At 61.3% G+C, this 26869-nt stretch carries 19 protein-coding genes; 8 read left to right on the top strand and 11 right to left on the bottom strand.

Features of this window, described 5'->3' with window-relative positions:
- Window positions 1-311: 311 nt before the first annotated feature.
- Both V6943_RS15965 and V6943_RS15960 read right to left on the bottom strand, forming a co-directional pair.
- A complete protein-coding gene (locus tag V6943_RS15965; RefSeq protein ID WP_181101144.1) occupies window positions 312-1250 on the bottom strand; it encodes a bifunctional OB-fold nucleic acid binding domain-containing protein/MaoC family dehydratase in 939 nt (312 codons plus the stop codon).
- Window positions 1251-1252: 2 nt separating this feature from the next.
- Complete coding sequence (locus V6943_RS15960) at window positions 1253-2464, bottom strand: thiolase C-terminal domain-containing protein (RefSeq protein ID WP_181101142.1); 1212 nt, start codon at window positions 2462-2464, stop codon at window positions 1253-1255.
- A 232-nt stretch (window positions 2465-2696) separates the two neighbouring features.
- Between V6943_RS15960 and V6943_RS15955 the strand changes: the two genes are divergently transcribed.
- Window positions 2697-4751: a PQQ-dependent dehydrogenase, methanol/ethanol family gene (locus V6943_RS15955; RefSeq protein WP_340554470.1), complete on the top strand. Its 2055-nt coding sequence runs from the start codon at window positions 2697-2699 to the stop codon at window positions 4749-4751.
- 36 nt (window positions 4752-4787) lie between these two features.
- On the top strand, window positions 4788-4985 hold the full coding sequence (locus tag V6943_RS15950) for a hypothetical protein (RefSeq protein WP_340554468.1): 198 nt from the start codon (window positions 4788-4790) through the stop codon (window positions 4983-4985).
- Window positions 4986-5088: 103 nt separating this feature from the next.
- Here V6943_RS15950 and V6943_RS15945 read toward each other — a convergent pair whose 3' ends face one another.
- The 7 genes from V6943_RS15945 to V6943_RS15915 all read right to left on the bottom strand — a co-directional run bounded on the left by V6943_RS15945 (window position 5089) and on the right by V6943_RS15915 (window position 13026).
- Window positions 5089-6741 carry a DUF1302 domain-containing protein gene (locus tag V6943_RS15945; RefSeq protein ID WP_340554466.1) on the bottom strand — a complete coding sequence of 551 codons (1653 nt, stop codon included), beginning with the start codon at window positions 6739-6741 and terminating at the stop codon, window positions 5089-5091.
- A 63-nt stretch (window positions 6742-6804) separates the two neighbouring features.
- Window positions 6805-7878: an MBL fold metallo-hydrolase gene (locus tag V6943_RS15940; RefSeq protein ID WP_131650284.1), complete on the bottom strand. Its 1074-nt coding sequence runs from the start codon at window positions 7876-7878 to the stop codon at window positions 6805-6807.
- The gene (locus V6943_RS15935) at window positions 7875-9743 is read right to left on the bottom strand and encodes a long-chain-acyl-CoA synthetase (RefSeq protein WP_340554464.1); all 1869 of its coding nucleotides are present in this window, start codon (window positions 9741-9743) and stop codon (window positions 7875-7877) included. Before V6943_RS15935 ends, V6943_RS15940 begins: the two co-directional genes overlap by 4 nt.
- A 2-nt stretch (window positions 9744-9745) precedes the next feature.
- Window positions 9746-10825 carry an alkene reductase gene (locus V6943_RS15930; RefSeq protein WP_340554462.1) on the bottom strand — a complete coding sequence of 360 codons (1080 nt, stop codon included), beginning with the start codon at window positions 10823-10825 and terminating at the stop codon, window positions 9746-9748.
- Window positions 10826-10836: 11 nt separating this feature from the next.
- Complete coding sequence (locus V6943_RS15925) at window positions 10837-11466, bottom strand: nuclear transport factor 2 family protein (protein WP_181101136.1); 630 nt, start codon at window positions 11464-11466, stop codon at window positions 10837-10839.
- A gap of 44 nt (window positions 11467-11510) precedes the next feature.
- Window positions 11511-12284 (bottom strand): SDR family NAD(P)-dependent oxidoreductase, encoded by a 774-nt coding sequence (locus V6943_RS15920; RefSeq protein ID WP_181101135.1) that lies wholly within the window; start codon window positions 12282-12284, stop codon window positions 11511-11513.
- A 10-nt stretch (window positions 12285-12294) separates the two neighbouring features.
- Window positions 12295-13026: an SDR family NAD(P)-dependent oxidoreductase gene (locus V6943_RS15915; RefSeq protein ID WP_340554458.1), complete on the bottom strand. Its 732-nt coding sequence runs from the start codon at window positions 13024-13026 to the stop codon at window positions 12295-12297.
- 234 nt (window positions 13027-13260) lie between these two features.
- Here V6943_RS15915 and V6943_RS15910 point away from each other — a divergent pair, with 234 nt between their 5' ends.
- From V6943_RS15910 to V6943_RS15890, 5 genes are all read left to right on the top strand, one after another.
- Window positions 13261-14586, top strand: a complete 1326-nt coding sequence (locus tag V6943_RS15910) for a spinster family MFS transporter (RefSeq protein ID WP_340554456.1) — start codon at window positions 13261-13263, stop codon at window positions 14584-14586.
- A 15-nt stretch (window positions 14587-14601) separates the two neighbouring features.
- Entirely contained in the window at window positions 14602-15438 is an 837-nt protein-coding gene (locus tag V6943_RS15905) for an alpha/beta fold hydrolase (protein WP_181101129.1), read from the top strand.
- 28 nt (window positions 15439-15466) lie between these two features.
- Window positions 15467-17596: an oxidoreductase gene (locus tag V6943_RS15900; protein WP_340554453.1), complete on the top strand. Its 2130-nt coding sequence runs from the start codon at window positions 15467-15469 to the stop codon at window positions 17594-17596.
- Window positions 17597-17743: 147 nt separating this feature from the next.
- Window positions 17744-18070: a hypothetical protein gene (locus tag V6943_RS15895; RefSeq protein ID WP_340554451.1), complete on the top strand. Its 327-nt coding sequence runs from the start codon at window positions 17744-17746 to the stop codon at window positions 18068-18070.
- 547 nt (window positions 18071-18617) lie between these two features.
- On the top strand, window positions 18618-19805 hold the full coding sequence (locus tag V6943_RS15890) for a hypothetical protein (protein ID WP_340554449.1): 1188 nt from the start codon (window positions 18618-18620) through the stop codon (window positions 19803-19805).
- Window positions 19806-19998: 193 nt separating this feature from the next.
- On the opposite strand, the gene V6943_RS15885 is transcribed toward V6943_RS15890, so the two are convergent.
- Window positions 19999-20847, bottom strand: a complete 849-nt coding sequence (locus V6943_RS15885) for a TIGR02391 family protein (RefSeq protein WP_340554447.1) — start codon at window positions 20845-20847, stop codon at window positions 19999-20001.
- A gap of 234 nt (window positions 20848-21081) precedes the next feature.
- Here V6943_RS15885 and V6943_RS15880 point away from each other — a divergent pair, with 234 nt between their 5' ends.
- On the top strand, window positions 21082-24951 hold the full coding sequence (locus V6943_RS15880; RefSeq protein WP_340554445.1) for a hypothetical protein: 3870 nt from the start codon (window positions 21082-21084) through the stop codon (window positions 24949-24951).
- A 506-nt stretch (window positions 24952-25457) separates the two neighbouring features.
- On the opposite strand, the gene V6943_RS15875 is transcribed toward V6943_RS15880, so the two are convergent.
- Entirely contained in the window at window positions 25458-26843 is a 1386-nt protein-coding gene (locus V6943_RS15875; protein WP_131650273.1) for a DUF1329 domain-containing protein, read from the bottom strand.
- Window positions 26844-26869 lie beyond the last annotated feature (26 nt).

Genomic DNA, 26869 nt, shown 5'->3' with positions numbered 1-26869 from the left:
GCCGTAAAGGGCCATGGATGGCCCTTGTACGGCGACCCTCGGAGCGGCGATGGAGTGAAACGGAGCGCAGCGTAGTAACAGCCGAAGGCTGGCCCGAAGGGCGAGCGAAGCGAGTAACGAACCCGGAGCGAAGCGCAGGGCCGGATGCAGGGGCAAGCGTTTTTGGTTACTTTTTCGGCGTTTGGAAAAAGTGACTCGCCCAGCAGGGCGAAACCAAGCTATCAGACAGCTCTATAAGGAAATGCGAAGACCAAAAAAAGACCGTCCCATGCCAATTCATGAGACGGCCCAAAGGAGCACAGCCCCACACACTACATATAGAGGATGACCAAATCGTTAATCACCGCCGGGCGCTCCTGCCCCACCACGTGCACGTTGAATTCCAGGGTCAGCTGGGTGCCGCGCTTGTTGCGTTCCGCCGCCTTGACTCGGCAACGCGAATGAACCAGCGAGCCGGCCGGGACCGGTGAGGGAAAGCGCAGGCGGTCGGAGCCGTAATTGACCATGTTGGTGAACCCTGTGATCTCGAAATCCAGCGGCACCTGCATGCGCGACATGATCACTTGCACCAGCGCGCCGTGGGCGATGGTGCCGCCGAAGGGGCCTTCCTTGCGCGCCCGCTCGGGGTCGGTGTGTATCCAGTAATCATCGCCTGACAGTGCGGCAAAGGCATCGATCAGCGTCTGGTCCACCAGCACCTGATTGCTCCACGCAGTGAATTGATCGGACACCAGTGTCTTGAGCGCCGCTTCGTCGGCTACGTCGATCTTTCGGCGAGGCGCCAGGTTCTCGGTTTTTGGCGGTTCCGGTGCGCGAACCACCTCGTCGATGTCATCCAGGTCGACCTGCGCGCCTGTGTAGCGCAGCAGCACGGTGCCGTCTTCCTTCACCCGGGCGCGCACCGGTTTGACCGGCATGCCGATCTCGATCCCCTCCGGTTGCAAGCCCACCAGCGTGGTGTTGATGCGCACGCCCTGCTCAAGCTCCACCACCGCGAGAATCTGCGCATCGGGACCGGCGAACTCCGGCAAGGTCGGAATGCGCGCGACAGTGAAGGTGTAGAGCGTGCCGCGACCGCTGACCTCCTTCCAGGACAGGTCGTGGGCCAGGCAGCTGGAGCAGTGCCGGCGCGGGTAGAAGGTCCAGGCCTGACAGGCGTTGCACTGCTGCAGCTGGATCCGACCCTCCTTCAGCGCGTTCCAGAACGGGGCGGAAATGTCGGTCATCACCGGCATGGGTTTGTTCGTCATGGTCAGGCTCCCTGGAGAATCAATGCGCCCTGCTCGCTCATGACACCGCCGGTGCCAGTCACGAATACGTTGTCGCAGGTTTTCAGCTGGCGGTCGCCGGCACGTCCGGCGATCTGATGAAACGCCTCGATCACCTGGGACATGCCGCCCGCCGCGCCGGATTGGCCGAAGCTGAGCTGGCCGCCATGGGTATTCATCGGAAAGCTGCCGCGCCAGGTCAGGTCGTTCTCGCGGATGAAGCGCATGCCCTCGCCCTTGGCGCAGAAACCGGCATCTTCCAGACTGAGCAGCACGGTGATGGTGTAGCAGTCGTAGATCTGCGCGGCATGCATGTCGGCAGGCTTCAGCCCGGCCATGGCAAAGGCGCTGCGGGCAGCCGGGCCGACTGGCGTCTCGGTCATGTCCGGCGAGTAGCTCGGCGATTTGTAACCCAGTCGCTCGCCGACGCCGGTCACCACCGCGCCACGGTTGCGCGCACGCGCCATCACTTCTTTCGAGGCGACGATCACCGCCGCGCCGCCGGCCACCGGCATGACGATTTCCAGAATTCGCAGCGGGTCGGCCACCATCTTGCTGTTGAGCACGTCCTCGATGGTCAGCGGCTGACCACAGAAGATTGCCTCTGGATTGGCCTGGGCATTGGTGCGCTGATCCACGGCGATTTTTGCCATGGCCACCGGATCGTAGCCGTAGCGAGCCGCATAGCGCTGGGCAATCATCGCGTAGCCGGTGTTCTGCCCCATGTGCCCGTAGGGCAGGTCGAATTCCGCCTCGGGCGCGCCGTAGTTCGTGCTGTGACCGCCGAAGCGCATGGCGCGCATCATCGCGCTGGGGTCCTCATCCGGCCCCATCGGCGCCATCCGCGCCGGCAATACGCAAAGCACCGCCTGGCACAGCCCCAGCTCGATCGCCGCCGCCGCACGCCAGACCATACCCATACCGGTGCAGCCGCCCAGGTCCACCACCTCGGCGAAATTCACTGCCAAGCCCAAGTATTCAGCTGCCATCGCCGGCACGAATACCGAGGCTTCATGAAAATGCGGGCCGTTGATGACTAGCCCGTCGAGATCCTCGGCTTTCAGACCGGCATCGGCCAGGGCGCGCGCGGCCAGATCCGCCACCTGCTCCAGATGGAACATGCGCGGTGCCGTGGCGTATTTCTCGGGCTTGTACTGCGCGGCGCCGACGATAGCCGCCTGTCCTTTGAGTCCCATGCTTCGCTACCTCGTCTCGAACGCTCGGTGAGCTTTGGCCGGTGGTCCCCGGCCGCTCGGTTGTTGTTGTTCGAGCCCAAAGTGCCAGCGTAGGAAGGCTACCGGCATCGTCCATAAGGCCTATGGGAAAGGCGCGGACGTGGGCCGGCACGCCGTACGCCATATGGACGAGGCCGCCGACACCGAGCGGAACGATCATCAGAACTCCTTAAAACAACAACAAGGAAGGGCCATGCACATCCGCCTCCTTCGCCATCTGCTCTCGCTCGCCTTGGCGTTCTATCTACCAGCAGGTTTCGGCGCCGCTTTGCCCGAGCATGACTGGCCGCAGCACGGCCACGATGCCGGCGAAACCCGCTACTCGCCGTTGGCGCAGATCGACCGCGCCAACATCGGCACGCTGGGTCTGGCCTGGCAGTTTCGCTTCGACCGCCCGCGCGGCGTGCAGGCGACGCCGCTCATGGTCGACGGCACGCTTTACGTCAGTGGCCCTTGGGGCGTGGTGTACGCCATGGATGCCAGAAGCGGCGCGCTGCGCTGGCAGCATGACCCTCAGGTGCCAGCGAGCAAGGCCGCAGTGGCCTGCTGCGACGTGGTCAATCGCGGGGTAGCCGTGGAGGACGGTCGGGTATTCGTCGGCACGATCGACGGACGCCTTCAGGCACTCGACGCCAAAACCGGGGCCCTGCTCTGGTCGGAACAGACCACCAATCCGGAGCGCCCTTACACCATTACCGGCGCACCTCGGGTGATTGGCGATCTGGTCATGATCGGCAATGGTGGCGCCGAGTATGGCGTGCGCGGCTACCTGTCGGCTTACGACGCGGCCAGCGGCGCGTTGCGCTGGCGCTTCTATACGGTGCCCGGCAATCCCGCCGATGGACCCGACGGGCAGATTTCTGACAAGCCGCTCAAGGCCTTGGCCGAACCCACCTGGAGCGGCGAATGGTGGGCGCTGGGCGGCGGCGGAACGGTGTGGGACTCGATGGCCTATGACCCGCAGCTGGACCTGCTTTACTTCGGGGTCGGCAACGGCTCCCCGCATGATCGCGACCTGCGCAGCCCTGGCGGCGGCGATAACCTGTTCCTCTCTTCCATCGTCGCGGTGCGCGCGCAGACAGGCGAGTACGTCTGGCACTACCAGACCACGCCCGGCGACAGCTGGGATTACACCGCCACGCAACAGTTGATCCTCACCGAGCTCAAGCTCGATGGGGGCATGCGCAAGGTGCTGATGCAAGCGCCGAAGAATGGCTTCTTCTATGTGCTCGACCGCGAGACGGGTGAGCTGCTCAGCGCAACCAACTACGTCCCCACCAGTTGGGCTAGCCATGTGGATATGGCCACCGGACGCCCGGTGGAAATACCTGGCGCCCGCTATCCCGCCGGGCAACCAGCGCTGGTGATGCCCTCGCAGATCGGCGGACACAACTGGCAGCCGATGGCCTGGAGCCAGCTGACCGGCCTGGTCTATATCCCCGCGCAGCAAAGCCAGGCATTCATGATGAAAGCGCAGCCGTTTCGCGTTGAGTCGGGGCGCTGGAACACCGGAATACAGGACCACCCGCTGCCGGCCGATGCGAAGAGCCTGGCACAGGCTCGCGAAGGCATGAGCGGGCATCTGCTGGCGTGGGACCCGGCCAGACAGCGCGAGGTCTGGCGCAGTGAGCATCCCGGTCTGTGGAACGGCGGCGTGCTGGCCACGGCCGGCCAATTGGTGTTTCAAGGTCAAGGTGGAGGCGGCTTGCACGCCTATGACGCCGAAACCGGCAAGCGTCTTTGGCAGAGCGATACATGGCTGGACATTCTGGGCGGCCCGATCAGCTACAGCCTCGACGGCGTGCAGTACATCGCCGCCGCAGCCGGTTTTGGCAGCTCGATGCACCTGTCGGCCAGCGCACTCCTGCCGCGCCAAGGCATGCCGGCCCACGGTGGCATCTTCGTCTGGATGCTCGGCGGCAAGGCGCCCATGCCCGCCCCTGAATCCCGCCCGCCAATGCCGCCGCTGCCGAAGCTGACGGCAGATGCTTCCACCCTGCAACACGGAGCACAGCTGTATACGCGTTACTGCATGGTCTGCCACGGCGCCGCCGCAGTGGCGGGCGCCGGCGTGCCTGATTTGCGTCGCTCGCCCTATCTGCAGAGCGCCGACGCATTCCGTCGACCGCCGCTCGATGGGCTGCTCGAAACGCGTGGCATGCCGTCGTTCTCCAGCAGCCTCGATGAGGCTGGCATCGAGGCCATCCGGGCGTACGTCATACAAAGCGCGATGGACACAAAGAACTGATCCAGCGCCGACCACTTAGCCATAGCAGGCCGAACCATGCTCGACTCCCTTCGTTTCATCGCCATTGCCGGCATCGTCATTTGGCTTGCATCACCCGACATGCCTTGGGAGACCGCGCGTGGCTCTGCCGTCCAGCCACCGCAAACCTGTGCTGGCAGTGACTGCATCGCTCTCGCAATCGGTGATCTTTACCTGCAACGCATCACGCTGAGCGCGTTCGACATCAAGCCTTGAGTTCAAAGCGAACCGACGCATCCATCGGTCATTGGCAAACGTCTTCCCCAGAAACGAGCAAGCCCCGGCGGTTTTCCGGGGCTTGCTCTAACAACAGACTTGATCAGAACGAATATTTCGCCGCCAGGGTGACGTAATCACGGTCGGCCAGCTTGCGGCGGATGGGATCGGGATCACCGAGGAAGGTGTTGTAGTTCACGGCGACCTCGAAATTGCCAAGGCGGCGGAACGTGGTGCCAAAGGTCAGCCGCATGTCGCCCTTCGCGCCCTGGATGGCGCCTTGCAGCGGTGTTGCGCCCTCGACCACGTGAGAGAAGCGAACCGGTACGATCATGTCCCAACCATTGGCGACACCTGGGTAGCTCAGCTCTACGCCGAGTTGGTATGCCGACGCGGTCTTGCTTTGCCAGGCGGTGGCGGTGCGGTAGGTGAAGTCGTCGCTTCCGCTCTGCCGGTGGTCCCGCACGCTATCGGCCCGCACATGAACGACTTCCCCGGTCAGGGTCGTCTGGTTGGCCCACGGACGGTCACCCAGGATGTGGATGAACGACAACTGCATCTGCTGACCGCTGCCTCGGGTGTGCTGAGGGGCGCCTTGCGGGCTGAGGACGTTAACCGGCGCGCCGTCGCGATAGCTCCACTCACCACTGACCTGAGTGTCGCCCAGGCGGGTGGAGAAGCTTAGGCCGGTGAGCTTGATGTCTTCGTAGTAATTGATGCGGTATTCGGTCGGCAGCGGTAACACCAGGCCCGGCGCAACTTCCACCATGCCGTTATAGGTGGTCAAGCCAGCCGGACTCTTGTCGTGGTAACGAATGTGGAAGGCGGAAAGCTCCCAATCGAAGTTCGGCCGGTAGCGCACCTGCACACCCCACTGGCCGCTGTCACGAGGCTCATCGGCGCCAGCATAGAGCACCCGCTGGTTGAACACGTTTCCGCCGCCCAGCGGGATTCCCACATTCATGAAGTCGCGTCCTGGCCCGATGATGTCGGACGTGGACAGGTAACTACCCACCGGCGGCAATTCGGTGCCCTTCCATTCGTACTGCACGTAACCGCCCAAGCTGAAGTTGGGGTTGATGTTCCACAGCGCCGAGACCTGCCCCACCGGCAGGATGATCTCCTTGACCTCCACGCCCGGCAGCGAGCCCTTGACCGCGTCCGCCGGAGACTGGGCGCCGGATACGCCGGGGTAAAACAGACTCTCGCCCCAGGCGACCACGTGACGGCCCGCGTTCACGTCCAGGCTCTGGCCGTTGTCGAAGCGCCAGCCGCCGAATACATAGGCATCGAGAAAACGCGCGCGCGCACCGCTGTAGTATTCGGTGCCGCTGGTGAACTCGTCATGGTCGCCGAATTTATTTGCCCGGGCCGGCGCGTCGTGGTCATTCGTGCCTTGATAGGCGTCGTCGTAGAAAGCGTTGGCGCGCACCACGGCACCGTAATTGTCTTTGCGCAAGATCATCTCGCCCAGCGCACTGACCCGATGGGTCACCAGACTGCCGCGATCGAAGTTGCGGTTGCCATCGTCGGCATTGATGTCTCCCAGCAGATCGTCATCGGCACTCTCGGTCCGCATGCCGATCCCGTAGCTGGTGGTCAGGCTCCAGTCCATCGTCACGCCATTGTCGAAATACACCGTGTCGCCAGCCAGCGCCGCGGGCGCCTGCGAAGCCAGACAGACGGCCACCGCCAATCCCGCGAGCCGGAATTCGCACCGCTGATTGTCAGGACAGGTCTTCTTATTGTTTTTCATTGTTGGATCTCCCGATTTTTGGTCACAGACCGTTAGGTGCTTTCCTACAAATGTCCGCCCTGCTCAGATGTGAATGTCTTCCGGCAGGTCTAACCCCAGGGAGCTCGCGTCGGTCCGGCGAAACCGCCAGGTCCCGTCCGCCTGCTCGCGCGTCAGCGTTCCCTTCTCGACCAGGTAATGGATGTGCGCCAGGGTCTCGCCCAGCGACATCAGCAGATCGAATGCGCCCTTGATGCGGGGGAATAACAGCGGCCGTAGCTCGGCTGCCGTCATGGCGCCTTCGATGCGCTCCACCAGTTCGGCCAGATGCCGCTCGTGGTGCTGCTGCAGCTGATACAGGCGCCGGTGCAGACCGAAGAACGGCCGCTCATGGGCCGGCAGCACCAGCACCTCATCGGGCACCGCGCGCAGCCGGTGGATCGAGTCGAGCCAGTCGCCCAGGGGATTGGCACAGGGTTCGCCCGCCCCGACCAGCACGCTGGAAGTGATGCGTGGCAGCACCTGATCGCCGGAGATCAGCAGCTGGTCGTCCTCGCTCAAAAGGCAGGCATGCTCGGGCGAATGGCCGGCACCGATCACGACTCGCCAGTGGCGCGTGCCAATTTTTAGCAGCGTCCCTTCACGCAGGCGGCGGTAGCTGCGCGGATGCCCTGCATCGAAGCGCAAGCTCTCGATGGTCGGCATCAACCCGGCAATCTCTTCGTCGTTCAGGCCCGCGCGGTGATAGAAGTCGTGAAATTCCCAACCCGGTTCGCTGCCCTCGGGCGAGACGTGCATCGCCTGGAATTCACCACGGGTCATGTACAACGGGCAGCGGAACCGCTCTGTCAACCAGGCCGCCAGCCCGGTGTGATCGAAATGGCAATGCGTGCAGATCACCGACAGCACCGGCAAGCCGCCCATCACCTCGACGAATACACGCTCCCAGACTTCCCGGCTGCGCGGGATGCCCAGTCCGGTGTCCACCACAACCCAGCCATCGCCGTGGCGCAGCAGGTAGAGGTTGATGTGATCCAGGCCGAACGGCAGCGGCATGCGCAGCCAGAGCACGCCCTCGGCGACTTCCTGCACCTCGCCAGGCGCCGGCGGTTCCGCCCAGGGAAAGCGCAGCTCGTGTTCCAGCGATGGCGCGCTCATGAGCTGCGCTCGCTGGCGAAAGGCACGAGATCGTTGGCGGCCAGCAGCTCGACGCTGTAAGGCTGGTAGCTGCCGCTGGCTTCGTCGCGTATGTACAGCGGGTCATCGAACTGGCGCGGGTCATAGCCCTGGCGCTGCAAGTCGATCTTGCGCAACTTGAAGGTACTGGTCAGGTCGGCGCTGGCGCAGACCCGCACGAACACCGGCGCGGCATAGCGCGGTAGACGAGAGGCGGTGAGCTCGAAAAAGGCCTTCGGGTCGAACGCCTGCCCCGGCTGCATGAGGACCGAGGCCATCCCGGCGCGACCTTCGTGGCCAGGCACCTGCACGCCATAAACGTTGATCAGCTCCAGCCCCGGGAAGTCGCCAATGGCATCGGCAATTTCCTGGGTCGAAACGTTCTCGCTCTTCCAGCGGAAGGTGTCGCCGATGCGATCAACGAAGTAGCAGTAGCCGTCCTCGTCGCAGCGCAACAGGTCGCCCGAACTCCACCAGGCGTCGCCGTCCTGGAAGACCCCTCGCAGGATCTTGCTCTCGGTGGCCTTTGCACAGGTGTAGCCCTCGAAACGCCCACCGCCGATTTCCGGGTGGTTGACGATGAACGCCACCGCCTCGCCCACTTCCCCCGGCTGACAAGGAATGCAGAATCCGCGCTCGTCACGCGGGTGAGTACCGGTCTCGTTGTCGTAGCGGATCAGCCGCACGTTGGTTTTGTCCCAGAACGGCACCCGGCCGCAGGAACCTGCGCGGTTATCGAGGTTGATGATGGCGCAGTTGGCCTCGGTGGAGCCCCAGCCCTCGAAAATGGGAACCTCGCCGAAGCGTTCCACCCAGCGCTGCCAAGTCTCGGGCGACAGCCCGGCGCCGAGCATGCAACGCAAGCTGTGCTGACGATCATCGGCTTGCACCGGGCGGTTGAGCAGATAGCGGCAGATCTCGCCGATGTACTGGAATACGGTGACGCCGTGCGCACGTACGTCTTGCCAGAAGCCACTGGCGCTGAACTTGCGCCGCAACACAATGGAGGCGCCAGATTTGAGCGCGGTGGATGTCACCGAGGTGGCCGCCGCGCCGTGATAGAGCGGCAGGCAACAGTAGAAGACGTCTGCTGGCTCGACACCCAGGGTGACTTCCATCACGTCGCCCGAAGACATCCAGCGCATGTGGCTGTAGCGGGCCGCCTTGGGCAGCCCGGTGGTGCCGGAAGTGAAGATCAGCAGCATGGTTTCTTCGGCGCGGATACCGGCACGCAAGGCCGGATCGACCTGCTGCTCCGAGGCCTGCGCCACGGCATCGTCGAAGCCAGCATTGGCCAGGCGCAGCAGCTCGGCGGCGGCCGGCTTTTCCTCGTCACGCACCAGCAGCAAGGGGTAGCGCGCGGCGTCCGGCGTATCGGCGAAAGGCTGCAGGCATTCCTCGCCGACCACCACGGCCTTGGCAGCGGTAGTCTGCAGCGCATGCAGCAGCGGCGCGCCAGTCGCGTTGTGGTTGATCAGCGCGGCCACCACACCGAGCTTGGCCATGCCGAACCAGGCGAAGAAAAACTCGGGGCGGTTCTCCATCGCCAGCGCGCAGACGTCACCGCGCGACAAGCCCTGCTGGCGTAGCGCATGGGCGAAGGCGTTGGCCCGCGCATCGACCTCGGCGTAGCTGTATCGACGGCCCTGATAGATCAGAAAATCGCGCGTGGCGAAGCGTGCAGCCTGCGCCTCCAGACGGTCGGCCAGGGTGTAAAGATCCGCCGGCTTGATCGTCCCAGCGGCGGCCGAACGCCGGTCCAGCATCTGCTGGGTCTGCTCGCGCGGGACCACGTCCGATTGCAGGTTTTGTTGTTCTTGTGCGTATGCCATGCCGGTCGTGCTCATGCTTACTCCAGGACAGATTCCAAGGCCCGGCTCGGGTAGTCGCTGTAGCCAGCGGGTCCGGGTGAATAAAGGGTGTGGCGGTCGAAGCGGGCCAATGCCTGCCCTTCGCGAAGACGCTCCACCAGATCCGGGTTGGCGATGTAATGCCGGGCGAACGACACCGCATCCGCCGCGCCTGCCTCCAGCTGGCGTGCGGCGCTGTCACCGTCGAAGCCGTCATTGACGATCAGCGCGCCGCTAAAGCCCTGGCGGGCGATGGCGAAGGCATCCAGGCCTGGCACCGGTGAACGCATGATGTGCAGGTAGGCCAAACCCAGGCCGTCGATACCGGCCAGCAGCGCCTCGAGGGTGGCCTGGGGATTGAGGTCGTCAACATCGTTGTAGGGATTGCCCGGGCACAGGCGCAGGCCGACGCGCCCGGCTCCGATGGCACCGGCCATGGCCTCCAGCACTTCCAGCGTGAAACGGATGCGGTTTTCCAGAGGCCCGCCGTAACGGTCCTCGCGCTGGTTGCTGTTGGTGGCGATGAACTGCATCGGCAGGTAGCCACTGGTGCCGTGCAGCTCGACCCCGTCGAAGCCGGCGGCGCGGGCATTGAGTGCCGCCTGGCGATAGTCGCCAATCACCTCGGCAATCTCGTCCAGCGTGAGCGCATGCGGCAGGTCGGTATCGGCCATGCCTTCGGTGTCGGTAAACAGTTTGGCGTTAGCCGCCACTGACGAGGGCGCAACACTGCGGCTACCGGCCGGCTTGTTGGCCCGAGCAGCGACACGGCCGCAGTGCATCAGTTGCAGGACGATCCGCCCACCGCGCGCATGTACTGCTTCGGTCACCTGGCGCCAGGCCTGGATCTGTTCGTCGTTGTAGATGCCCGGTGTGCGGCAGTAACCAATGCCGTCGGCCGAAGGCGATGTGCCCTCGGCGACGATCAGCCCGGCGCTGGCCCGCTGGGCGTAGTAGTCCACCATGACGGCGGTGGGTACATGGTCGCTGCCGGCTCGGCTGCGGGTCATCGGCGCCATGACGATGCGGTTGGCCAACTCCAGGTCACCGAAGCGTACGGGTGCGAAAAGCGTGTTCATGGCATGCCTCCTCAGCGGACCCGGATGCGCGGCGCCGGCGTGTCGCCGCGCATCTGCCGCAGGAAGCCTTCCAGCGGAGCAGGTGCCGCCACTTCTGGCAGCTCCTCCTTGCCGGGCATCTCTGCCCAGAACGCTTTCCAGGAAGGAAACAGGTCGTGAAAGGTGCCGTGGTAGGGCTCGCGTCCCGGCCAGCGCATCTTCATGTCGCCAATCGGTGGCTTGTTCAGGTCGGTGGCGTACCAGTAGCAGGGCAGCCGACGGCGGAAGTACCACTGCCCGTCGATGCGCTCGTAGTCGTCCCAATAGAGCATCTGCATGATCACCCACTCGGCGCCGGCCTCATGTTCGTTCTTGGAATACACCACGCCGGTTGCATGGTCGGCATCGGCGAACTCGATGATGTGCTGGCCCAGGTGGTGCGAAGTTCCGCTGAACTGGTGGCGCAGGGTGTCGTCCACCCAGGCCTTGAGGTGTGCCCGGCCGACCCGCTCACGCCCGACGCGGATGTCCGGGGCGAACAGATTGACGTGCGCATCGAGGTCGCGCATGTCCAGGGACAGGGAGTACCTGCCCGCCAGTTGCCGGATGGCTTCGATCGACTCGAGCCGGTCGATGCGTTGCACAAGTGCCTGCTGGTCCATGGTTTCACCTTGCTGTCGGGTCGGTTGCACGGCGGGGCCGGGAATCACTCCAGCACCGTGTAGAGATCCGAACTGCGCCCGCCATCGACAGGCAGGCTGGCGCCGGTGATGTAGGAGGACTCGTCAGAAGCGAGGAACAGCACGGCGTTGGCCAGCTCTTCGGGCCGGGCAACGCGGCGCATGGGGATCAGCTTTTCGGTGTTGATGCGCGTCTGGTCGTCGGAGAGCATTCCGGCCGTCGACGGCGTCGCCACCACACCGGGCACCACCACGTTGCAGCGCACCCCGACTGCTGCGCCTTCGGAGGCCACCGCGCGACTGAAGTTGATCACCGCAGCCTTGGCCGCCGAATAGCCGGACATCCAGGCGGTACCGAACAAGCCGCAAATGGAGGCGATGTTGACGATGGAACCGCCGCCGCTGTCCTTCATCAGGCGCATGGCGGTGCGCGTGCCCCAGAACGTGCCGTCCACGGTAGTCGCGAAGTTGGCGCGCCAGTCCTCGGTAGACATGCTGTCCACCGCGCCCCAGGTAAAGGCCATGGCGTTGTTGACCATCACGTCGAGGCGCCCATGCTCGGCCGCCACCGCCTCGATGGCGCCGACGAAGGCCTGCTCGTCACTGACGTCGGCCACCTTGAATTCGGCGCGCCCGCCGTTCTTGCGGATGCTTTCGACCACTTCAGCCAGTGGCGCTTCGCGGCGGCCACAGACGATCACCGTGGCGCCCTCCTCGGCCAGGCGGTGAGCCGTGGCAGCACCGATGCCGGAGCCGCCGCCGGTGATGAATGCGATCTTTCCTGTCATGCGAGATGTCATGTGCGTGTCCTCAGAGGAAGGCCATGCCGCCGTTGACGGCGACGTTCTGTCCGGTGATGAAGCTGGCGTCGTCGCTGGCGAGGAAGGCCGCGACCCGAGCGATTTCCTCCGGCAGGCAGAGGCGAGCCAGAGGAATGGCCTTGACCATCGCCTCCATCCATTCGGCGGGAATGCCGGCCATCATCGGCGTGTCGGTCGGGCCGGGAACCAGGGTGTTGATGCGGATGCCATTGGCGGCCAGCTCACGGGCGGTGCTGCGCGTCAGCCCCATGATCGCGGCCTTGCTGGCGCAGTAATGGCTGGGCCCCTCGCCCGTCATGGCAGCGGTACTGGCCAGGTTGACGATGGCGCCAGCGCCGGCCTGACTCATCAGCCGGGCCGCCTCGCGGCTGCAGAGGAAGGCACCGGTCAGGTTCACCCCGATCACCCGGTTCCAGTGCTCCAGCGGTGTGTCGAGAAAGGCATCGTGGGAGCCGATGCCGGCGTTGTTGACCAAGATGTCCAGGCGACCCGATTCGCTGACGACGCGCTCGAATGCTGCCTTCACCGAAGTTTCGTCGGTCACGTCGCAGCGCTGCACACGGCCTCGCTCGCCCAACCCGGCAACGGTTTCTTCCAGTGCCTCGACGTTGATGTCCGCCGCGTACACCGTGGCGCCCTGCTCGGCAAAGTGCCGGACGATGGCCCGCCCCATTCCCTGCCCGGCGCCGGTCACAAATGCAATTCTGCCTTCGAGTCTCATGCCTGCTCCTCCTGTATGGGTCGTCGGCTTTCGGGCCTGACGAGCCAGTTGCGTTGGAGCGGATGATTCATGCCACCAGCAAGCGAAACATCGTCCGTTGAGACTAAAGGTCGGCAGCCGACTCGCAGGGCCGGGAGACGAGTTCGGCACTGGTCTGAATGGACGATGTGGCGCGCCAACTACCCCGCCGATGATCCCGGCAACAATGACAAGAACAAGACAGGAACGCCTATCGTGAGCAGCTCCCCGAGAGTCACCTGGCATAGCCACTACGCCCTATGCGTGCTGGCCCTTATCTACGTCTGCAACTACATCGACCGCTATCTCGTGTCGATCCTCATCGAGCCGATCAAGCTTGAGTTCGGCGTGTCCGACACCCTCATCGGCCTGCTAACCGGCGTTGCCTTCGCGCTGTTCTATACCGTGTTCGGCCTGCCCATGGGGCGCCTCGCCGACCGCATCGGGCGCAAGCCCGTGGTGGCGCTGTCGTGTATTGCCTGGAGCCTGATGACCATGCTCTGCGGCGTGGCCACCAGCTTCGCCATGCTGCTGGCGTTCCGCATCCTGGTGGCGGTCGGTGAGGCCGGCGGCTCGGCACCGTCGGTGGCGATGGTGGCCGATCTCTACCCAGCGCGACTGCGCTCGCGGGCGCTGTCGATCTTTATGATGGGGCCGCCGCTCGGCCTGGCGCTGGGCCTCGGTGCTGGCGGCTGGGTAGCCGAGCACTACGGCTGGCGCGCGGCGTTCATCATCATCGGCGCGCCGGGCATCCTGATCGGCCTGCTGCTGGCCTTCACGGTAAAGGCGCCGCGACCCGTACCGGTGTCGACGCAGATTCGCCAGGAGTCATTTCTGAAAACCGTGCGGAGCATGCTCAGCCTGTCGTCTTATCGACTGATTCTGATCGCGGGTAGCCTGGCCGCCGTCGCTGGCAATGCCGTCGGCACCTGGAACCCAAGCTTCTTGATCCGCTCCCACGGTTTAGGCATTCAGGAAGCCGGCTTTTTGATCGGCATCGTCGGTGGTTCAGCCGCAGCCCTCGGTACGCTTGCCTGCGGGATCGTCACCGACCGTTTGACGGCGCGCGATGCCGGCTGGCAGGTCGGTGTGGCGGCGCTTGGCACGCTCATCAGCGTGCCCTTCGGCCTGTTGTTTTTCTTCTGGCCAGACGGCGTCGCCCTGACCATCGCGGGCAACAGCGTACCGACTGCTTTCTTCTTCTATATAGGCTTCGCCTTTTTCGCCACCTGGTGGACGGTGCCTTGTTTCGGCGCCATGAGCGGCCTGTTCCCACCGGCCAAGGTGGCCCAGGCCACGGCGCTGTTCCTGATGGGTGTCACCCTCGTCGGCGTCGGGCTCGGCCCGCTGGTGGTCGGCGTCCTGAGCGACCTCTACCACGCCGCCATCGGCGACGAAGCCCTGCGCTACGCCATGGCCAGCACCATCGCTTTATTGCTGGTGCCGGTGATCTGCCTGTCCCTCGCCGTGCCCCGCTATCGGCGCCAGACCCTCGACGCCTCCCCTGACCCCAAGGCCAAAGCCGAAGCCGTTACCGCCTGAGACGAGGACTACTCAATGACCGAGCAAAGCCATGACCTGCCGCTGCCCACCGGCAAGTACGTCACCCTGAAAACCGGCCTGACCCTGCACTATCTGGATATCGGTGAAGGACCGATCGTGGTCTGGCTGCACGGCAGCGGGCCGGGTGCCAGCGGCTATAGCAACTTCAAGGGCAACTACCCGGTCTTCGAACAGGCCGGCTACCGCAACATCATCGTCGACCTGCCCGGCTTTGGCCGCTCCGACAAACCAGCGGATGCCCAATACCATCTCGACTTCTTCATCACCCATCTGCACGCGCTGCTCGATTCGCTCGGCATCGACCGCTGCACGCTGCTGGGCAACTCCCTTGGCGGCGCCATTGCCCTGGGCACCGCCCTGGCCCACCCGGAGCGGGTCGAGAAGCTGATCCTGCTGGCGCCAGGCGGCGTCGAGGAACGCGAGACCTATTTCAAGATGAAAGGCATCCAGCGCATGGTGGAAACCTTTGCCGCCGGCCCCATGGGCATCGAGCAGATGCGCCACGTGATGCAGCTGCAGGTATTCGATCCGTCCAACCTGACCGAAGCCATCCTCGCCGAACGCGCCGCGGTAGCACCCAGCCAACCGGCCAACCTGTTCTCCACCATGCTGGTGCCGAACATGACCGAGCGCCTCGGCGAACTGAACTGCCCGATCTTCGGCTTCTGGGGCAGCGACGATGTATTCAACCCGCCAAGCGGCGTATTCAAGCTGCTCGAACATGCACGTAACGCCCGCTTCACCCTGCTCAACCGCTGCGGCCATTGGGTTCAGGTCGAGCACCCGGAGCTATTCAACCGCCAGTGCCTCGAATTCCTTCAGGAAGACTGAACCGCCGCCACGCAGAAGGACATTCTCAATGACCCGCTATTCGCACCTGCTTTCCCCCGGCAGGCTGGGCAACCTCGCGTTGCGCAACCGCATCGTCATGGCGCCGATGGGCTCGAACTTCGCCGAGCAAACCGGCCACTGCGGCGAGCGCATCCAGGCCTATTACGAGGCCCGTGCCGCTGGTGGCGCCGGCCTTCTGATCATGGGTGTGTGTGCAGTGGCCTACCCGGCCGGCACCGCCGAGCCCTGGCAGGTCGGCGTTTCGCGTGACGACTTCATCCCCGGCCTCGCGCAACTGGCCGAACGGGCCCACAAGCACGGTGCGAAAATCGCCATGCAGTTGCAGCACGCCGGCAAGGTGTCGGTGCGTGACATGGCCGAAGGCCGCGAACTCTGGGTGCCGTCCATGCCGACACCGGTCAAGAGCGACATCATGGACGCCCTGACCCCGGAGGAAATAGCCAATTTTGTCAGTTCATCGCGGGGCATCGGCTCCGGCCCGCGCATCCGCGTGATGGATCGCGACGACATCGCGCAAATGGTCGAATGGTTCGCCGCCGCAGCCGTACGCGCCCAGCAGGCCGGCTTCGACGGTGTGGAAATTCACGCCGCGCACAACTACATCATTGCCGGCTTCCTCTCGCCCTATCACAACCGCCGAGACGACGAATACGGCGGCAGTCTGGAGAACCGTTCGCGGCTGCTACGCGAGGTGCTGGCCGAGACCCGCCGGCGCGTCGGCGATACCTTCGGTGTCTGGTTGCGGCTGGACGCCTACGAGCTGCACACGCCCGGCGGCATCACGCTGGAGGAAACCTGCCAGGTGGCCAAAATGGCCGAACTTGCAGGCGCCGATGCGGTGTCCGTTTCGGCCTATGCGCGGGTCACCACCGGCACCGCCTTCACCGACGCGCCGTTGCTGCACAAACCGGCCGGCTATCTCGATTGGGCCGCCGACGTGCGTGCAGCCGTGGGGATTCCGGTGATCGCCGTGGGCCGCCTGGAGCCGGACGTCGCCGACCGCGCCATTGCCGAGGGCAAATGCGATTTCATCGCCATGGCACGTAAGCTCCTGGCCGACCCGGAGCTGCCCAACAAGCTCGCCGCCGGCGACCCGGACAGCATCCGGCCGTGCATCTATTGCTACACCTGTGTCAGCCAGATCTTCATCAACCAGCGGGTCAAGTGCGCGGTCAACTCCTTCACCGGACACGAGCACGAGGCGGTCATCATGCCGGCCGAGCGGCCGCGCCACATCGCCGTGATCGGCGGCGGCCCGGCAGGTCTGGAAGCGGCCCGCATCGCCAGCCTGCGCGGACACAAGGTCACCCTGGTCGAGCGCAGCGAACGCCTCGGCGGCACCCTGTTCTTCGCCGCCCTCGCCTATCACGAAAACGGTCGGTTGCTGGACAACCTGGTGCATCAGGTCCGTGCCCTGCCGATCGATATCCGTCTCGGCACCACTGCGACGCCTGAACTGTTGAGATCTCTAGAGGTGGACGAAGTGCTGGTGGCCAGCGGCGCCCGCCGCGCTGCGCCGGCGATTCCCGGCGCCGACCTCAAACACGTCTGGAGCGGCGACGAGCTGCGCCGGCTGATGACAGGCGACCGCGCCGAGGAAATCGCCAAACAGAAGCTGTCGCTCACCCAGCGCACACTGATGAAAGCCGGCAGCCTGACCGGCGCCACCAACAGCACCGAGGCCATCCAGACGCTGTCGCGCCTGTGGATGCCGCTGGGCAAACGCGTCGTCATCGTCGGAGGCGGTCTGGTCGGCCTGGAACTGGCCGAATTCCTCATCGAGCGCGGCCGCCAGGTCGCCGTGCTGGAACCCGGCAGCCACCTCGGCCGCGAACTCGCCATCGTGCGGCGCTGGCGGGTGCTGGACAACCTGCGCAGCCACGAGGTGCCGCTTCTGACCGGCATCAGCGTCGAGCGTATTCGCGATAACGGCGTCGACTACCGCGACGCCAACGGCGAAAGCCAGCAATTGCCGGCCGACTCGGTGGTCCTGGCCATCGGCGCCGAACCCGACGACACCCTAGCCGCCAGCCTGGAGAACGTCGGCCTCAAGGTGCAGCGGATCGGCGACTGCGGCGATCTGGGCTACATTGACGGCGCCATCCACAGCGCCACGGCGGTGGCGCTGCGGTTGTAGTTGCGTTGATTTCTCCGAACCTAACGTGCCGTGATATTCGCAACATTGTCTGTTCGGCCTACCGGTCATGCTCGTATCTAGGTATTTCGGTCTTTACTCGACTGACCGTGTAGAATCCCGCGCCCGAAAAATGCAGGAGACGATACGTTGGTCATTCACTTTTTTGCGTCCGAGGAAAATGTTGCATGTGGACGCACTGCGACGAGCTTGAATAACACACGGGAAATCACCCAGGTCACTTGCAAGCTCTGCCTTCGCTCTGTCGAGAAGACAGCCAGCGAACCTGTACGCAAGACGCCAAGCCTTGCTGAGTTGAGAGCGGCTGCAAAAGCTGAAAAAGCCGCGGCGGCGACGGCCAAGACTGCAAAGGCCAACCCCGGCCCGTCACCTCGAGTCGAGTGGCAGCAGCGTCTGGCGCAACTGCCAGGCCGAAGCCGTCTACCGCGTGGTGCATCTGGACAAGCTTTCGTCTAGACGTCTAGACATCGACAGAGCGTCGGCTTCCAGCCGATTCTGTTGAAAAAGTCGACCCTGCTCGGCCTGCCTTGCATTGAGGCGTGAGAGCGCCTTTTTTGTTCGCTGCTAGTGAGTTCTGAGCCCGGAAGTCTCTACCAAAAATAAAGATTTCAATCTCGGTACGTACTTTTCAACCGTGGAAACCATGGCCGACTTTTTCAACAGAATCGGCCAAAAGCGGCCATTCACAATCGAGGCCTCTTCAACGCACGCACGGATAGCTAATGGACGCACGGTAGCGCGTTCGAGTGACCAGCTTCTCAAGCGCTGGACGAGGCCCGCCTGCCGATCAAGGATAAGCGCGACGTGTTGGGGGATCCGCTGGCAGCTCAACCAGGTGCAGCGCCAATTGATAGCGATCAACACAACAGCCGCATGGATGCGGTGCGCCTGGAAAAAAGCGCTTTGAGACCATTGGCCGGTGCCTGGATAGGAGCAGGACCTGGGGCGAGCCGCATGAAATCCGAAGTTATATAGTGGCATTTAGCTGCAAAAGGAGCGCCTCATGGCCGACGATAAACAACACCGTACTGCGACAAGCCTCAAAGATTTCATCAAAAAGATGAATGCGCCTAAGGAAATCTGCGTTAGTGGCCAGCGGTTCTATGTCGGCCATGTGGGCATGAGCAAGCTGGGAGAGACAGATATAGAAGAAGTTGAAGTTCGCGCGCTGGGATTGAAGCTCGTTGAAGAACTAACCTTTGAAACCACAGCGAGCAGCTCAAAACTATCGGCCAAGTGTTTTGCGAAACTAGATGATGATGAGCGCGGACAACTAGCTGCTGCCATATTGAAGGCGTCAGGGGTTGAATCGAGCTGCGAAGACCCGCTAGAAGGACTTGGCCAGTACTTTCATACGTGGCGCGCAAAAGTAAGTGAGATGCCACGATGGTCTGGGGTTGGGGAAACTGCGCTGGCAGCTATTCAACAAAACATGACGGGGCTGGCCTCTACTAGCGCAGCTCTTGAAGGTTTGCGTCTTGGCAATTCTTTTGAGCTAGGACGGGCTGCAGTTACCTCGAATTTTGATAGTTTGAACGGGTCGAAGTTGGCCAGTGCCGCTGCCGAAGTCCAGTTGGGCAAGCTTCCGCCGAGTGTCGCAGCAATACTTGATCCGTTGGGTGGGGGCAGAGCGACCGACGGGTTTTTCAGCAGCATAAGCGAGCCCACGAAGAACCGCATTGAGCTGCCGGTTATTGACTGGTCAAGCACTCCGGAGAATCGAGCCGCGGTTGCAGGCGAACAAACAGCTGAGCGACTGGAGCATGTAGCCGGGTTACTTGCAACGATGGGGCGTGAGCTGAACGAATTAACGCACACAATAGTTCACACAGCTATACCGCAATGGATGGCGCAAGTGAGAGACGAGCAGGATGCTAGCAACCGCTCTCTTCGCCACGCGTCGTCAGGCTTGAAGCTTACAATTTTGGCGCTTGTTGTATCCGTAATGCTCAGCCTTGGACAAACTTGGCTATCCCGGCTGGACAGCATCGATAGTGATATTAGGGCAGACGCGAACGAAAGCCTGATGCGTCGGCAGATCGAGGAGATGCGAGAACTCCGAAATCAAATGATGGTGCAGTCGGCAGAGCAGCACGCACAGATGAAAGCATTGCAACAGGTAGTTGAGCGACTGGCTGAAACACCTCATGAACCCGCCGTCGCACCACCAAGTGAGGCCGCTAAGCTTTAGCTTGACGTCTTTGTGGCACTTCCTACGTGACATTGTGCGAAGTACTGCACGAAGCTTACCTCTGAGCAGCCAGCCGTACTCCTCATCCAGCAATACCGCTCCAGTAACCGTCCCGGTATTGGCCGACGGCGGATACCTAAACCAGATTGAAGCCATCATGAACCTAGCCATATTACGAACCGATTGCCGCGCGTCAGCCGTCAATCGTTACCGCGCAGCTTTCGAGTACAAAGAGGTTGTTTAGCAACAGCAGCTCAGCCAAATCGAGACGATCATTTGGGTCTACTTCGTTATGTACCCTTCGATTCCGGTAGGTTTGATAAGCACTTTTGAAGAGCCCTGCCCGCCCGATTTGCTCACTCGGATCCAGATCCAACCACCGCAGTTTCGGAGTGGGTCCTTCAAAAGCCGCGGAGAACAGCTTATTAGCAGCCCCACTTAGCCCTGTTCGGTTCTTGATGAACCCCTCGAGACGGGCATACCCATTGATTAGCCGGGCGTTCGGATCCTCGAAAAACCTGATCGCCAGGTCTGCGAGGCGTTCATCAATGATGCCAAACGGGATAATGGGCTCGAATGTACGCAACGCTGTCCCCAAAGAACGCCCTTGCATACCCGCTTCGTAAATGTAGTTATGCAAGCGCGTTGGCGTCAGTTGCGTAGACGTGTCCAAGAACTTCAAATCCTGCGTGGTCAACGCGGCGCTTTCGAGCCTATTCAGGAGCCGCAGCGTGACCACATGCTCTTCAACTTGGAATTCAAATGCACTTAGAATCTGGAGCGCCGAGGCGAGCCCCCGCGGGCCCTCTCCGCAGTAGCCTGAAGTAAAGCCCGGCCGGATAGCAATCAGCTCGTCCTGCTCTGTGCCCATCAGGAAGCCATGCCTTGATGACTGGCCCTCTGGAGCAGTTAGAAGCTTTATCGTGGAGATAGGAATGCGATGCTGAATCAATGAACGGATGGCTTCGAGGCACGGCTGGGTAAATGCGGTACCTAGATACTGGATCGAGATTGGTTCTTTCAAAAAGCGTTCAAGCAACACGTCGCTTCCTTCTTTCGCTAGGCACAGCACCTGCTGCAATAGCTAGTCTGTAGCTGATCATGCTGGCATATCGGCTCCGATTGGCGCTAGCACCCCAGCATGCACGCAGACATCAACCAGCCAACAGCAGACATCAGTTCTGGGGGACCAGTTGACTTATTGAGCCAAGCCGCAATAGTTGCTCAGGCTTGGTATTCCTCAAGGTCAACTATGTCTTCCGCTCATGAATCGCTCTTGGCAGAACTGAAAACCCTCAGCAAAGATCAAATCCAGCAAGCGGGGCATAGGTATACGCCCGGGGTTGATCCTGAAGCACCGAATCTTAGGATCGAATCACTCTTCTCCGCGATCGAGAACGTCGCCTGCGGAGCGGGCGCCCTTGCAAGATTCCAATCGACGCTAGATGCATTCTCAGAAGCTTGGACGAATGCTAAGCGTTCAAGCCAGCGGCCCGATGCACTTGAAGCAAGATTGGATGATGCCCGTGCCTTCTTATTGCCGATGATGAACCGCTTGCGCCAGTGCGACGCAACAGCAGGAGAAGAGTGGTCGGATCGAGTCATCGGTATTGAAGCTGAGCTATCAGCCGATATGGCGCACTGGCGTACGGAGGAGAACAAGCTATCGCCGGCCGATAGGGATACCGGTTATTCCTCCGCACGCGACACGATCCGAGGCCATATGAACGCGATCGGTCGGTGTTTGACCATCGTCAGCGATGAGAAGGAGTTCATCCAAAGCCCGGCGTTCAAAGTCCTATTCGATCCAAAACTTCTGGTAAGCGGCGAGTGGGGCACGGGTAAAACGCATCTGCTGTGCGATATCACGCAAGAGCGCATTAGTCGCAACCAAGCCACAGTGCTTGTTCTGGCCAAAAACTTCGAAGGCAGTGTGATTGCAGAGATCTGTTCGCGGATTCAAGCAGAGCTCACTACAGCTGAGCTATTCGATCGACTTGGCGAGCTGGCCAACGAGTCTGCAGGTCGCACAGTCTTCATCCTCGAAGGTGTAAACGAAGGTCGCCGTCGAGAATGGCGAGATGCCATTACGACCCTGCAGCTGCTCCTAGCCGATCGCCCGAATATTGGATTGATCGTCACGTGTCGCACGCCATTTGAGCCAATCACCATCGACCAAAAAGATCTAGAGAAATTTCATAAGGTCGTGCACTACGGGTTCGACGATCAGGAGTTCGATGCGCAGGCAGCATTCTTCCAGTACTACAAGTTGCCGTTACCCGAGGTACCGCTGCTGGACAGAGAGTTCTCAAGACCGCTAACGCTGAAGCTAATCTGTCAGTCACTTCAGAGCCTGACAGGCAGGAAACTGGCAGAAGGGTTTGCAGGTATTGCCTCGGGACAGAAGGGCATGACCTTTGTCCTCGAGTCGTTCGTCAACCGTGTTGGCGAGCCAATTGAGCGTGAATTTGGTCTGAGAGCCAAAGGGTGCTGGCTACTGCTGAAGGGGGGCAATCAAATCCCTGACAGTCGGCTCGCGGGCTTCGCGCCGTGTATGGCAGCGAACATGCGCGGCTATGTTCGTCCTTCAGAGGCTGACCGTATTGTCGCTGCGAACTATCCGGCATTGAAATCGGCACAACGTCGCCAGCTCCTTGACGTGCTACGAACAAATGGACTCATCGAAGAAGACGCCGTCTGGTACTCGGCAAACTCCGGGTATAAGACCAGGGTCGTCTTGCGGCTTCCCTATCAACGATTCAGTGACCACCTCATTGCGAGACACTTACTGAAAACTCACCTCGATGCCTCCTCGGCCGCAGCCATCAAACAAAGCTTCACGGGCAAAGCGCCTCTTGCGCGAATCTTCCGGATGCCCAGTCGCTTTCAGCGAGAGTACGCCGAGCCAGGCTGGGCGCAGGCACTGATAACCGAGTTTCCAGAGCGAGTGCGGTCGCGACTACCTGACAAGGAGCGGGAGCTGTTCTTCGCCTTGCCCAAACGAGCCCAGAACTTAAATGCCTACTTTGATCCATTCATCGAAGGAATCTTTTGGCGCGATCCCGCAGCCTTTACGGAGGGGACTCGGGCTGTCATCAATCATTATCTGAATGCCAGCTCACAGGCTTGGGAGCAAATGGTGGATGCATTAGCGGCCGTCTCGACCAAGCCAAACCACCCTTATCATGCCCGGCGGCTCTACGACTATCTTGCGCGCTTCCCCATACCGGACCGCGATCTTCAATGGTCCGAATATCTACGGCGCCGGTACGCATCGCCCACCATTCACCGGTTACTGACTTGGGCGCAAAAGCTCAACGTTGCGAACATGACGCCACAGTCGGCGAGTGAGCTGGTTGTGCTGCTCTCCCTTGTTCTTACAACCGTCGTTCGAAGTGACCGGGACTTGGCGACGAAGGCTCTTGTACTGATCGGGGAGCGGTTTCCGGAGGTGCTTTTCACCCACGTCGTGACGAGTCTTGGCTTCAATGATCCCTATGTACCGGAACGCATGTTGGCTGCTGCTTACGGGACAACAATGTCACTGGTGGACTCGGAAGTGACTGTGACGTTTCGGCCACTACTCGGGGATCTTGCGAAGACCTTGTACAAAATGATGTTTGCGCCCCGCGCCCGCCATGCGACGCACCACACACTGATGCGGGGTTACGCAGTCGGGATTATTGATCTCGCTCAGCGAGCGAGCTGCGCAACCTTACCCAAAGCCGCAGGTAAAAATCTTGCGGCACCGTTTCCGAACACACCGTCTACATTTGCGAGTAATAGCAAGCCTGATCCAGCTGTAAAAGCGACAGTTGAAGATGCCATTCGAATGGATTTTGGCAACTACACGATGGGTCGCTTGATCCCTAATCGCGCTAATTACGACGATAAGAATCCCGAGTACGTCCGGGTTCGCGAGAAGATCGAGCGTCGCATTTTCGACCTAGGATACCGATCTGATCGATTCAAAGCTGCTGATCGGGATATCGGGGGAACGTCCTGGAATGCTCGTGACGAAGTTAAGGTGGATCGATACGGCAAAAAGTACTCTTGGATCGCCTTTTTCGAGATGTGGGGTGAGCGTGAGGCCACGAAAAAGCTGCCGGAATGGCGCCTCGGAGAGAGAACCTCCGATTGTGGCGTTGATCCTAGCTTTCCGAAGCGTCCATCCAATTGGAAACCTCCTATTCCTGACCTATTCGGCGCACCTAGCCATAGCACTGCAGCATGGGTCCAGGGCGGCTTCACGCCGAACTGGCATTCGTTGCTCGGGATTCCTGAAATAAACGGAAACCAAGGTAAATGGGTACTTTTGCAGGGGTATATCGGTGGTATCGACAAGCGCCATGATCGAAAGCTTTTTGCCTTCCTGCGTGGAGTATTTGTCGCTCGCAAGGACGTGCAGAGCCTTAGAGAAAAGTTTCTTGCAGTGGACTATCCCGGGAACCGCAGGATCCCGGAAGTGGTTACCGAGCACTACCTCTACGCCGGGGAGGCCGGTCGCAGTCAGAGCTATGCGCGAGAGCTGTATCAGAAGAACGGTCGGTATCGTCGGCAAGTTGTTGAGGCATTCGATGAATACGTGCAAGTGGGGCAGGCGAGTATGGATCGGACTGCTGCCGCCAGAACCAGATTGACAGCACGCGATGGAGAGGGGGCCAAAACTTCTTTCGCCGATTTGTTAGGTTCGATGCCGAAATTACGCCATGTCCCTGGCATTCGCATTGAGCTTCCATTCATCCACTTTGGCTGGGAGTCCTATCACTCGTCGCACAACGATTTCTCGGGTTTCGATCTCCCTGCGCCTAGCTTGATTCAGCGGCTTGGCTTAGCGAGCAAGAATCGCGAAATCGACTTCTACGACGCGATGGGTAATCCCGGGACGCTCTATAGAGAGGCTGGAAGTGCTTGGAAAGGGGATCGGCATAGGCTCTTGTACATCCGCGCCGATCTTCTCCAACGGTATCTGATCGAAACTCGCCAAGTCCTCGTCTGGTGCAACTGGGGTGAACGGGACTGGCTGCAAAAAATGGACGGTTACGACGTCATCAGAACTAACGATCGACAACGAATCTACCAAGCTCATGAGCATATCCATCGTTCGTTTGCTCAATGGTCTGCAAAAGACATGAACATCATTTAGCCACTGAATAGACCCTGATTCTGTAAATTATCAACGACCGCTCTTGGCCGATTCTGTTGAAAAAGTCGGCCATGGTTTCCACGATTGAAAAGTACGTACTGAGATTGAAATCTTTATTTTTTGGTAGAGACTTCCGGGCTCAGATCTCACGTAGCAGCGAACAAAAAAGGCGCTCTCACGCCTCAATGCAAGGCAGGCCGAGCAGGGTCGACTTTTTCAACAGAATCGGCCGTTAGCTGCCACCACTAAATTTTCTCAGACAACAACCATCGACAGCTTCTATATCTAATCCTGTGCGATTAGCAGGCCGGCCTCAGTCATTGTTCGGACTCAATAACGCCCCGCCAATGCACGCGCCAAAACGAGCGAAGCCACCGAATAAACAGTGGTCGGCAGTCCTTGGCATCCATGCCAGCGAACCAGCCCAGGTAACTCACCGAAAACTCCAGCCACATCCGAAGCAATACCAACCCGGTTGACCTAGAAGGCATCGCCTCATGCGAAAGTTACTGACCAGCGCGCCGGGCGGCTTCGGGGCCGAAATCGCCTGGCGATACATCACCGCGGTTGAGCCAGTAGCCACGACGCTGTTCGTTGATGAGGTTGAACGCTAGGTAGGTCCCGGCCTCCAGGTCATGGTAAAGGCCGACACCCGCCTGCCACCCTTCCAGCTCTGGAAGATGAATGGTGTTGAGCATGGAGGTCCGCCACAGGCCGCCACGGGTGTCGTAGTTGTCGCCCATCACCGGCATCCAGCTGTCCTCGTCGATGTACAGGTCGCGCTTGGCGTAGAGGTGTCGGTAACCTTCCTTGAGCGTCGCCTGTATCACCCAGACCCGTCGCAGCTCATAGCGCATCACGTCGGGGTTAATGTGGTTCGGCGTCAGCATGTCGGCGTATTTCTGGGTTTTGGCGTGGATCTTGTAATTATTCGCGGGGATGAAGAGCTCCTGCTTGCCAATGATCTTCCAGTCGTAGCGCTGGCCGGAGCCGTTGAAAATGCGCACCTCGTCCACGGTGATCGAACCGCCGGTACCGGGGAACGACATGTCATAGCCATAGCCCGGCGACTGGCGCACGCGTCGGGTGCCAGGATCGTAGCGCCAGCTCTGCGAAGGTTTGGCGACGTAATCCCAGGTGTGAATGCCGTTGTTCACCTCGCCTTTGTCGCGCAGCGGCAGCAACGTCAGGTTGCTGTAATAAGACGAGGCGGCCAGGTCTTTGGTGTAGATGACCTTGTTGGGTTGGTTGCCTGGCGCCGAGTTACGCGAGTGCACGCGCCCCCAGTTGACGTTGCCGTCCTTGAGGACGTAGGCGTTGTCCGAAATGTAGTCCTCCGTCCAGGCGTAGCGGCCACCCATGGTGGCGTTCATGCGGATTTCCTCGGCTGACTGAGGGATGGGGAACATCACCCCGCCCGCGCGACCCTCGATGCCTTCGCCGTTATTCACCAGTTTGGCGATGCGCGCGTTTTCCAGCGTCGCGTCGCAGACGCCCTTGTTGTAGGAGAAGTCGCGATGCGTCGGGTAGACCGGCATGCGGAAGGTGTCGGGGTACTGCTTGAACAACGCTTTCTGGCCGGCCGACAGATGCTCGGCGTAGCGATCCATCGTCTCGGCGGTGATCACGAAAAGCGGCTGTTCGTTGGCATAGGGGTCTTGCGGATGGGTGCTGGCTTTCGGGTCGATGCCATCCGGCGCGCCGGACCATTTGCCGCTGAACTCAGGGATCGTGCCTTCCGCATTCCCGGCCTTGATGGCGCCGAGGCAAGTCAGTTCGGTGCCCAGTCGGGCAATCTGATCTTCAGGCAGCTGTGCCAGGCTCAGACCGGAATAAACCTGTAAGGCGAGCACACCGGTAAGCCCGAGGCACAGGGACTGTTTACGTCGCATATTGTTCTCCTTATTGAATCGACGAC

Origin of the sequence: Pseudomonas sp. CBC3 (genome assembly GCF_037967085.1) — a bacterium.
Taxonomy (GTDB): Bacteria; Pseudomonadota; Gammaproteobacteria; order Pseudomonadales; family Pseudomonadaceae; genus Stutzerimonas.
The sequence above is the reverse complement of the archived record's forward strand: the minus strand, read 5'-3'. Positions and strand labels throughout refer to the sequence as shown.

Excerpts from the sequence above, each read along its gene's own strand:
- V6943_RS15965 (WP_181101144.1), bottom strand. The coding sequence starts at position 1,250 with ATGACGAACAAACCCATGCCGGTGATGACCGACATTTCCGCCCCGTTC.
- V6943_RS15960 (WP_181101142.1), bottom strand. The coding sequence starts at position 2,464 with ATGGGACTCAAAGGACAGGCGGCTATCGTCGGCGCCGCGCAGTACAAG.
- V6943_RS15955 (WP_340554470.1), top strand. The coding sequence starts at position 2,697 with ATGCACATCCGCCTCCTTCGCCATCTGCTCTCGCTCGCCTTGGCGTTC.
- V6943_RS15950 (WP_340554468.1), top strand. The coding sequence starts at position 4,788 with ATGCTCGACTCCCTTCGTTTCATCGCCATTGCCGGCATCGTCATTTGG.
- V6943_RS15945 (WP_340554466.1), bottom strand. The coding sequence starts at position 6,741 with ATGAAAAACAATAAGAAGACCTGTCCTGACAATCAGCGGTGCGAATTC.
- V6943_RS15940 (WP_131650284.1), bottom strand. The coding sequence starts at position 7,878 with ATGAGCGCGCCATCGCTGGAACACGAGCTGCGCTTTCCCTGGGCGGAA.
- V6943_RS15935 (WP_340554464.1), bottom strand. The coding sequence starts at position 9,743 with ATGAGCACGACCGGCATGGCATACGCACAAGAACAACAAAACCTGCAA.
- V6943_RS15930 (WP_340554462.1), bottom strand. The coding sequence starts at position 10,825 with ATGAACACGCTTTTCGCACCCGTACGCTTCGGTGACCTGGAGTTGGCC.
- V6943_RS15925 (WP_181101136.1), bottom strand. The coding sequence starts at position 11,466 with ATGGACCAGCAGGCACTTGTGCAACGCATCGACCGGCTCGAGTCGATC.
- V6943_RS15920 (WP_181101135.1), bottom strand. The coding sequence starts at position 12,284 with ATGACATCTCGCATGACAGGAAAGATCGCATTCATCACCGGCGGCGGC.
- V6943_RS15915 (WP_340554458.1), bottom strand. The coding sequence starts at position 13,026 with ATGAGACTCGAAGGCAGAATTGCATTTGTGACCGGCGCCGGGCAGGGA.
- V6943_RS15905 (WP_181101129.1), top strand. The coding sequence starts at position 14,602 with ATGACCGAGCAAAGCCATGACCTGCCGCTGCCCACCGGCAAGTACGTC.
- V6943_RS15900 (WP_340554453.1), top strand. The coding sequence starts at position 15,467 with ATGACCCGCTATTCGCACCTGCTTTCCCCCGGCAGGCTGGGCAACCTC.
- V6943_RS15890 (WP_340554449.1), top strand. The coding sequence starts at position 18,618 with ATGGCCGACGATAAACAACACCGTACTGCGACAAGCCTCAAAGATTTC.
- V6943_RS15875 (WP_131650273.1), bottom strand. The coding sequence starts at position 26,843 with ATGCGACGTAAACAGTCCCTGTGCCTCGGGCTTACCGGTGTGCTCGCC.